The sequence below is a fragment of the Stenotrophomonas sp. DDT-1 genome (genome assembly GCF_001580555.1).
Classification (GTDB): Bacteria; Pseudomonadota; Gammaproteobacteria; order Xanthomonadales; family Xanthomonadaceae; genus Stenotrophomonas; species Stenotrophomonas sepilia.
This window is the reverse complement of the sequence record NZ_LEKR01000046.1, coordinates 25,548-34,107: the sequence shown is the minus strand read 5'-3', so window position 1 is coordinate 34,107 and position 8,560 is coordinate 25,548. Positions and strand designations below refer to the sequence as shown.

6 protein-coding genes and 1 rRNA gene are annotated in these 8,560 nt (G+C 67.0%); 4 read left to right on the top strand and 3 right to left on the bottom strand.

The window, feature by feature from the left end:
• Nucleotides 1-215: 215 nt before the first annotated feature.
• A 5S ribosomal RNA gene (rrf, locus tag AB839_RS17735) occupies nt 216-330 on the top strand.
• Between the two features lie 316 nt (nt 331-646).
• On the opposite strand, the gene AB839_RS17730 is transcribed toward rrf, so the two are convergent.
• Nucleotides 647-2,356 carry a M28 family metallopeptidase gene (locus AB839_RS17730; protein ID WP_061480373.1) on the bottom strand — a complete coding sequence of 570 codons (1,710 nt, stop codon included), beginning with the start codon at nt 2,354-2,356 and terminating at the stop codon, nt 647-649.
• Between the two features lie 86 nt (nt 2,357-2,442).
• The gene (locus AB839_RS17725) at nt 2,443-3,105 is read right to left on the bottom strand and encodes a hypothetical protein (protein WP_061480372.1); all 663 of its coding nucleotides are present in this window, start codon (nt 3,103-3,105) and stop codon (nt 2,443-2,445) included.
• A gap of 95 nt (nt 3,106-3,200) precedes the next feature.
• Between AB839_RS17725 and AB839_RS17720 the strand changes: the two genes are divergently transcribed.
• Together AB839_RS17720 and AB839_RS17715 are read left to right on the top strand one after the other, a co-directional pair.
• On the top strand, nt 3,201-4,499 hold the full coding sequence (locus tag AB839_RS17720; protein WP_061480371.1) for a peptidoglycan DD-metalloendopeptidase family protein: 1,299 nt from the start codon (nt 3,201-3,203) through the stop codon (nt 4,497-4,499).
• A gap of 108 nt (nt 4,500-4,607) precedes the next feature.
• Nucleotides 4,608-6,068 (top strand): S41 family peptidase, encoded by a 1,461-nt coding sequence (locus tag AB839_RS17715; protein ID WP_061480370.1) that lies wholly within the window; start codon nt 4,608-4,610, stop codon nt 6,066-6,068.
• Nucleotides 6,069-6,128: 60 nt separating this feature from the next.
• On the opposite strand, the gene AB839_RS17710 is transcribed toward AB839_RS17715, so the two are convergent.
• The gene (locus tag AB839_RS17710) at nt 6,129-6,821 is read right to left on the bottom strand and encodes a rhomboid family intramembrane serine protease (RefSeq protein WP_005414994.1); all 693 of its coding nucleotides are present in this window, start codon (nt 6,819-6,821) and stop codon (nt 6,129-6,131) included.
• Nucleotides 6,822-7,048: 227 nt separating this feature from the next.
• On the opposite strand from AB839_RS17710, the gene AB839_RS17705 reads away from it, so the two are divergent.
• Nucleotides 7,049-8,476, top strand: coding sequence for an outer membrane protein transport protein (locus tag AB839_RS17705; protein WP_061480369.1), 1,428 nt, complete (start codon nt 7,049-7,051; stop codon nt 8,474-8,476).
• Nucleotides 8,477-8,560 lie beyond the last annotated feature (84 nt).

The window sequence follows — 8,560 nt, the reverse complement described above, 5'->3', positions numbered from 1 at the left end:
ATCCCATCCCGAACTCGGAAGTGAAACGCAGCTGCGCCGATGGTAGTGTGGCTCAAGCCATGCGAGAGTAGGTCATCGCCAGGGTTTACACCCAAAACCCCGCTGCTGACGCAGCGGGGTTTTTCTTATTAAGTGAAGGCATTGCTTTTCTGGATACCTTCCGCCCAAGGGCAAGATCGCGAAGCTGGCGCTGCAAGCGCTGCTGCAACCGTCTCCCTGGTGAAATTAGCGCTGTGGAACCACCCGATCCCATCCCGAACTCGGAAGTGAAACGCAGCTGCGCCGATGGTAGTGTGGCTCAAGCCATGCGAGAGTAGGTCATCGCCAGGGTTTACACCCCAAACCCCGCTGCTCGCGCAGCGGGGTTTTTCTTTGGGCGCAGGAATACAGGTAGTGCCGGCCGCTTGCCGGCAACCCGATGGCGTTACATCGCCCGCTAGATCCACGCCCTGCGTGGATGCCCTCTGCGAGGAAGCATGGCGCCAACCAAGGTTGGCCGCTACGAATCGATTGCCGGCCAGCGGCCGGCACTACCGGCAGATCCACACCAGTCGTGGATCTGCCGCCGACGGTATGCAAAAGAAAAGCGGCGCCCCTTGGGGCGCCGCTCTGCTCTCAACAGTCCTCAGTCGAGCATGGCCCGACTTTACTTGGCCGAAGCCTTGTCCTTCATCATCGCGTCGCGGGCCGCCTTGAACGGGTTGCCTGCATACCAGTTCGGCCAACGATCACCACCGGCCAGCTCCTTGCCGACGCCGTACATCAGCTGCAGGTCTTCGACGGCGCCGTCCAGCTTCCAGGTGGCGGCGTCGAACTCGTCCTTCGGGCCATGGTAGCGGTTGGCGCCGTAGTCCGCCGCGGCCTTGCGGCCCGCTTCCACGCCACCCTCGCGCAGGTCCTCGCCGCCATCGGCGTACAGGGCCGGCACACCGGCCTTGGCGAAGTTGAAGTGATCCGAGCGGAAGTAGAAGCCGCTTTGCACCGAGGTCTCACCGTGCAGCGTACGGTCCTGGGCGGCGGCCAACGGCTTGAGGATGTCCTCCAGCTCCGAGCTGCCGAAGCCGGTGACGGTCACGTCCTTGGCACGGCCGGCCACCGACATCGCATCGATGTTGATCACACCGGCGATCTTGTCCAGCGGGAAGGTCGGATGGGCGACGTAGTACTTCGAACCCAGCAGGCCGGATTCTTCCAGGGTCACGGCCAGGAACACCACCGAACGCTCCGGCTTCGGGTCCTGGTGGGCCATGGCTTCGGCCACTTCGAGAATACCGGCGACGCCGGTCGCATTATCGACGGCGCCGTTGTAGATGTTGTCGCCGGTCTCGCCCTCATGCTTGCCCAGGTGATCCCAGTGCGCCATGTACAGCACCGCCTCGTCAGCGCGCTTGCTGCCCGGCAGCACACCCACCACGTTGCGCGACTGCTTCTGTGCGATCTGGCTCTTCAGGTCGACCGCAGCGGTGGCCTTCAGCGGCACCGGCTTGAAACCGCGCTTGCTGGCGTCCTTGTAGGCCTGCGCCAGGTCCAGGCCGGCACCGGCGAACAGTGCCTTGGCCGCGTCGGCGCTCAGCCAGCCCTGCACCGGGATACGCGCTTCCGGGTCATCCTTGGCCGGCAGGTCGTACTGCGGGCCCGCCCAGGAGTTCTTCACCACGTCCCAGCCGTAGGAGGCGCCGGCGGTGTCGTGCACGATCAGTGCAGCAGCGGCGCCCTTGCGGGCGGCTTCCTCGAACTTGTAGGTCCAGCGGCCGTAGTAGGTCATGCGTTTGCCGTCGAACAGCTTCTCGTCCTCGACGTGGAAGCCCGGGTCGTTGACGAACATGACGACCGTCTTGCCTTTCCAGTCCTGGCCGGCGTAATCGTTCCACTTCTGCTCCGGCGCATCGACGCCATAGCCAACGAACACCAGGTCGCTGGCATCGACCTTTACCTCGGCCTGGCCGGTGCGGGTACCCACCACCATGTCGGTGCCGAACTTCAGCTCGGTGGTCTTGCCGCCCTGGGTGATCTTCAGCACGGTCGATTCGTCGGCCGTGGTCTCGGTCATCGGCACATCCTGGAACCAGCTGTCGCCGTTGCCGGGCTGCAGGCCGATGCGCTGCATCTGGTCGCGGATGTAGTTGACCGTCAGTTCTTCGCCCTTGCTGCCCGGCGCGCGGCCCTCGAACTCATCCGAGGCCAGGGTCTTGACCATCTCGGCGAAGTCGCCGGCATTGATCTCCGGGGAGAACGAATGGGCGGCCGGCTTCGCCGCAGCGGTGTCGGTGACCGGCGCGGCGGCGGGCGTGTTTTCGCCTTTGCAGGCACTGAGCGCGGCCGCGGCGGCCAGGCACAGGAGGAGTTTGCGGGGCATCGTCGATTCCTGGAGAACAAAGGGCGGCCGCACCTGATGCGCGACCGGTAACAGTGAGTATTACCGAACCGGCAGGTCCGGCGGGTTCAGTCCGTCGGGGCGGTATCGGTGTCGAACGGGATTGGCTCGGCGCCGGTCACCGGGCCGATGCGAGCGGAGCGATGCACGTACAGCACCACTTCGCGTTCGAACTGCAGGGGGCCGGTGACCACCGCATTCGGGCCGATGATCACGCGCGGCTTGCGGCTGGCGGTCAGCGAGACACTGAAGTTCGGCTTGCGCACATGCACACCGCCGCTGACCTGCGAACCGATACCGACGGTGATGTCACCATTGACGGTCTCCACATCCTTGCCCACGCGGCTCTCGACCAGCCCGATGCCGCCGTTGACGGTCTCGACGCCGCCTTCGATCTGGCTGCCGCGATCGCTGAAGATGCTGCCATTGACCGTGCTGACGCCGCCATTGGCGATCACTTCACGACCCAGGCGCACACCGCCGTTGACCGTTTCGATCTTGCCGGTGCGGGCGCGGTCGGCGACCTTCACCCCGCCGTTGACGGTGTCGATGCTGCCGGTCTCGACGCCTTCGCCGATGCGGATGCCGCCGTTGACGGTGTCCAGCTTGCCGTAGCGTTGACCCGGTTCGGCGCTGATGCTGCCGTTGACCTTGCTGATGTTCTCCTGCGCACAGACCGGCCCGGTGGCCAGCAGTACGCCCAACAGCAGCGGAATGGAAAGAGTTTTCATGGCGACCTCGATGGATGTGCGGCTGGCAGGCCGCGTGCGGAGATGTCACCATTCCCCGGTAGCCCCCGCAACTGCCTGAAGTCACTGGAAAGCCCTTGCGCGACAATGCCTTCCCATCACGCCGACATCACATCGCCGCTGCCCGCGGCGGTCGCTGCCTGCTGCTGGGGCTGGCGTTGGCGCTGGCCCTGCCGCTGCCCAGCGGTGCGCAGACCACCCGCGAGACCGAGCGCAAGCTGCAGAAACTGCGTACCGAACTGAAGGGCGTGGCGCAGGAGCGACGGCAGATCGAGGGCCAGCGCGGGCAGGCATCGCGGCAGCTGCGCGAGGCCGACGAGAAGGTCGCCCGCACCGGCCGTGCCCTTGCGCAGACGGAAGCCGCGCTGCGCGAGCAGGGCCGCGCCCTGGCCGAAGCCGAGCAGCGCCGCAGCACGCTGCAGGGCAACCTGGCCCAGCAGCACCGCGAACTGGCCGGGCTGTTGCGCGCGGCGTATCAGCTGGGCAACCACGCACCGCTGAAGCTGCTGCTGTCGCAGGACACGGTGGCTGATGCCAACCGCGCCCTGGCCTACCATCGCTACCTGCAGCGCGAGCGTGCGCAGCGGATCACCACGCTGACCGCCGACCTGAAGGAACTGGAAGCGCTGCAGGCGCAGATCGCCGAGCGCAAGCAGAAGCTGCAGGGGACGCAGCAGGACCAGAAACAGCAGGCAGCCGCCCTGGAAGCGGACCGCCGCGATCGCGCAAAGACCGTTGCCTCGCTGGAAGAGCGCTTCAAGGACCAGCGCGAGAAGGAACAGGCACTGGGCCAGGACGCCAAGGCACTGGAAACGCTGCTGGCCAACCTGCGTGCCGCTGCCGCGCGGGCCGAAGCCGAGCGGCGCGCCGCTGCACGCCGGGCCGCCGCCGAGAAAGCCGCTGCCGAGCGCGCCGCACGTCAGGCCGCTGCGCAGGGCCGTCCACCGCCGCCCACCAAGGTTCCACCTGCGGTGGCGTCGGCACCGGCGCCGAAGGTCGGCGGCCTGAGTTGGCCGTTGTCCGGCAACCTGCTGGCCCGCTATGGCGGCAAGCTGCCCGATGGGCGCACCAGCAGCGGTGTGCTGATCGGCGCGCCAGCCGGCAGCACGGTCACGGCCGTGGCCGATGGCACCGTGGTGTTCTCCGACTGGATGACCGGCTACGGCATGATCCTGATCGTCGACCACGGCAACGGCTACATGAGCCTTTACGCGCATAACGACACCCTGCTGAAGGATGCTGGCGCGCGGGTCAGCCGCGGCGATGCGGTGGCCAAGGTCGGCAATTCCGGCGGCCAGGGCGTCACCGCGCTGTACTTCGAGCTGCGCCGTGGCGGGCAGCCGGTCAACCCGGACAGCTGGCTGCAGCGGCGCTGAATCCCGGCCCGCCGGATGCGGGCCGGATTCAACGGGAATTTAGCTGTGCTTCGCGCATAATCGGTGCATGTGCCTTGGGCACCATGCCACCGTCGACAGGAGTGATCCATGCGCGCAGCCCGTACCGCCACCCTCTTGCTGGCCCTGTTGCCAGCGCTGTCCTGGGCGCAGCAGACCGCGCCCGCCCCGAGCCAGGAAACCAGCGGGCAGGCAGCGAACAGCGAGGAGGCGGTGACCTCGAAGGTGCCGCTGGAGGAAATCCGCCGTTTCGTGGCCGTGTACAACGCGGTGCGCGCCGCCTATGTCGACCCGGTCGATGACAAGAAGCTGATGCAGTCAGCCGTGCGTGGCCTGCTGCTCGACCTTGATCCGCACAGCACCTACTTCAACAAGGAAGACGCGCAGGCCTTCGACGAGCAGGCCAACGGTGCCTACGAGGGCATCGGCGTGGAGCTGCAGCAGCAGCCGGACAACGCCAGCATGAAGGTGATCGCGCCGATCGACGACACGCCGGCAGCCAAGGCCGGCATCCTTGCCGGCGATTTGATCATCGCCATCGACGGCAAGCCGATCAGCGCGATCGATGCGAGTGAACCGCTGCGCGGCCCGGCCGGCAGCAAGGTGGTGCTGACCATCGTGCGTGACGGCAAGCCGAAGCCGTTCGATGTCAGCCTGACCCGCCAGACCATCCGCGTGACCAGCGTGCGCAGCCGCCTGCTCGAGCCGGGCTATGGCTATATCCGCCTGAGCACCTTCCAGGCCGATACTGGCTCGGACTTCCAGAAGCACGTGCAGCAGCTGCAGAAGCAGTCCGGTGGCCAGCTCAAGGGCCTGGTGCTGGATCTGCGCAGCAACCCGGGTGGCCTGCTGACGGCCGCCGTGCAGGTCGCCGACGATCTGCTCGACAAGGGCAACATCGTCAGCACCCGTGGCCGCATCAGCATCAGCGATGCCCGGTTCGACGCGACCCCGGGCGACCTGTTGAAGGGCGCACCGGTGGTGGTGCTGGCCGATGCCGGTTCGGCCAGTGCCTCGGAAGTACTCGCCGGCGCGCTGCGCGACAACAAGCGCGCCCGCGTGGTGGGCAGCCGCACCTTCGGCAAGGGCTCGGTGCAGACCGTGCTGCCGCTGGACAACGGCGATTCGGTGAAGCTGACCACCGCGCGCTATTACACGCCCAGCGGCAAGTCGATCCAGGCCACCGGCATCGTGCCGGATGTTGAGTTGAAGCCCGCCGCTACGTTGGCGGAGGATGCCCTGCCGGCCAGCCTGAGCGATTACAGCGAAGCGACACTGCCGGGCCATCTGCGCGGCGACGACGAAGGCACCGAGGGCTACCACGCCGGTGCGGTGCTGCCGGGCGACGGCCCGATCAACGACGCGCTGGCCGAGCTGAAGAACCCGGGCTCGGTGGCCGCACGGTTGAAGGCCGAAGCCGCGAAGGCGGATGCCGCCAAGCCCGCGAAGGCCGCTGCGGCGAAGCCCGAAGCCAAGCCGGAGCCGAAGGTCGAACCGAAGGCAGACAGCACGCCGGAAGCCAAGCCCGCTCCTGTGCCGGCCAAGCCTTGATTCCTGGTCTACGAACGAGCGGGTGAGCGTGGAGCCGGCCAGCGGCCGGCTCTACCTGGATCAGAAGCCGTGCCGCTTGCGCAGGCGGCGCGCGATCGCGGCGCGTACATAGACCCCGTACACGACGCCGAACACGAAGCCGCCGATGTGCGCCCACCAGGCCACCATGCCGAAGCTGGGGCCGATGTGGGCGAACACCACCTGCAGTGCCGCCCAGACGCCGATCAGCAGGTACGCCGGGGCGCGCACGAACTCCAGGAACAGGCCGAGCGGGATCACCACGCCCAGCCGCGCGCCTGGGAACAGGGCCAGATACGCACCGATCAGGGCCGACACCGCGCCGCTGGCGCCGATGATGATCTGGTCCGGGCTGCCCATGGTGTAGATCGCGACCAGGTTCGACACTGCGCCGCCGACCAGGAACAGCAGCAGCAGCCGCCACGGCCCCAGCACCCGCTCGGCGGGCAGGCCGAAGATCAGCAGGAACACCAGGTTGCCCAGCAGGTGTGACCAGTCGGCGTGCAGGAACAGCGCGGTGAACAGGCGCAGCACGCTGCCGTCCTGCAGCGTCGCCCACCAGTCCAGCGGGCGGGTCAGGCCGGTGGACAGGGCGCCCCAGTCCAGCCAGAGGCTGCCGCGGGCATCGTCCGGACGCGAGATCGACCACAGGAACGCCAGCCACAATGACGCGAACAGCACGGGCGTGGCCCAGCGCAGGGCCGCCTTCTTGCGGGACGGGAGCGAGACGAACATGCCAATAGCCTAGCGTGCGGCCACTTTCGGTGGGGATGGTCCTGTTCAGCTTTTGAGACGAAAAAACCGCCTGCGCTGTTATTGTTTCATTAACAGCTCTGGGTAATACTCGCATACGGCGTCGTATGTCGGGAGGGGAATCCGGCGCGCTCCGATGGGTCCCAGGACCCGGCGGGCGCAGGCGCACTCAGAGCACCATCACCGCTTACCGGAGAGAGAGAACTACGATGCAAACCGCTTCCACCATTGCCCGACTGACCCTGCTGGCCGTCGGCGTTGCCGGTGCGCTGGCCGCCGCCGATGCCAATGCTGCCGCCTTCCAGCTGAAGGAAAACAGCGCCAAGGGCCTGGGCCGCGCGTTCGCCGGCTCCACCTCGACCGAAGGTGACGCCTCGGTCATCGCCACCAACCCGGCCTCCATGCGCCTGCTCGACGGCACCCTGGTCCAGGGCGACGTCAGCGCCATCAGCTTCGGCGCCAAGTTCCGCGGCCAGGGCCAGTACGGCAACGGCGCGCCGATTTCCGGTGGCAACGGCGGCGACGCCGGCATGATCGCCCCGGTTCCGGCCGCGTACTTCCACGTGCCGTTCGGCGAGAACGACAACATGCACTTCGGTGCGTCGCTGACCGTGCCGTTCGGCTTCAAGACCGAATACGACCGCGACTGGGTCGGCCGCTACAATGGCGTCAAGACCGAGCTGCAGGCGATCGACCTGGGCGTGGCGTTCTCCTATGACGTCAACCCGTACCTGTCGTTCGGTGCTTCGGTGTTCGCCGAGCGCCTGAACGTCGACCTGACCAGCGCTGTCGACACCGGCACCGCGATCAACGCCAGCGCCCAGCGCACGGCTGCGGCGCGTGTGCTGGCTGCCGGCGGCACCGCTGCGCAGGCCGCTGCTGCCTCGCGCCAGGCTGCCGTGGCCATGGCCCAACAGGGCTTCGCCCCGGGCACCGCCGATGGCTACCTGCGCATCAAGGGCGACGAAGTGTCGGTCGGCTACACCCTGGGCATGACGGTCACCCCGGTGGAAGGCACCAACATCGCCTTCAGCTACCGCTCGAAGGTCGAGCACAAGATCACCGACGGCAAGGCCGACTTCACCATCCCGCAGAACGCTGCCGCCTTCCTGGCCACTGCCGCCCCGGGTACCTTCATCGACAGCAACGGCCGCGCCACCATCACCCTGCCGGCCAGCGCCACCATGGGCTTCACCCATCGCGTGAACGACCAGTGGCAGATCATGGCCGAGGTCACGCGCACGGCGTGGAGCAAGTTCGACCAGGTCACCGTCGACTATGACTCCAACCAGCCGGACAGCGTGCTGCCGTTCCACTACCGCGACACCACCTTCGCGTCGATCGGTACCGATTTCCGCGTGAACGACAAGCTGACCCTGCGTGGCGGCCTGGCGTACGACCAGACCCCGACCACCGACGTCCACCGTGACGTGCGCGTGCCGGACACCACCCGCAAGTGGCTGTCGCTGGGCCTGACCTACGCCGCTTCGGACAAGATGGAATACAGCGTGGGTTACACCCACCTGTTCACCAAGGATCCGAACATCACCTCGACCTCGGCCACTGCCAACACCGTGACCGGCAAGTACAAGGTGAGCGGCGACGTGCTGGCGGCGTCGATGCAGTACAAGTTCTGATTCGGGCGATTGCCTGAAGCAGTACGAGGAGAGCCCCGCGCAAGCGGGGCTTTCTTTTTGCGGAGGGTATCCACGCATGGCATG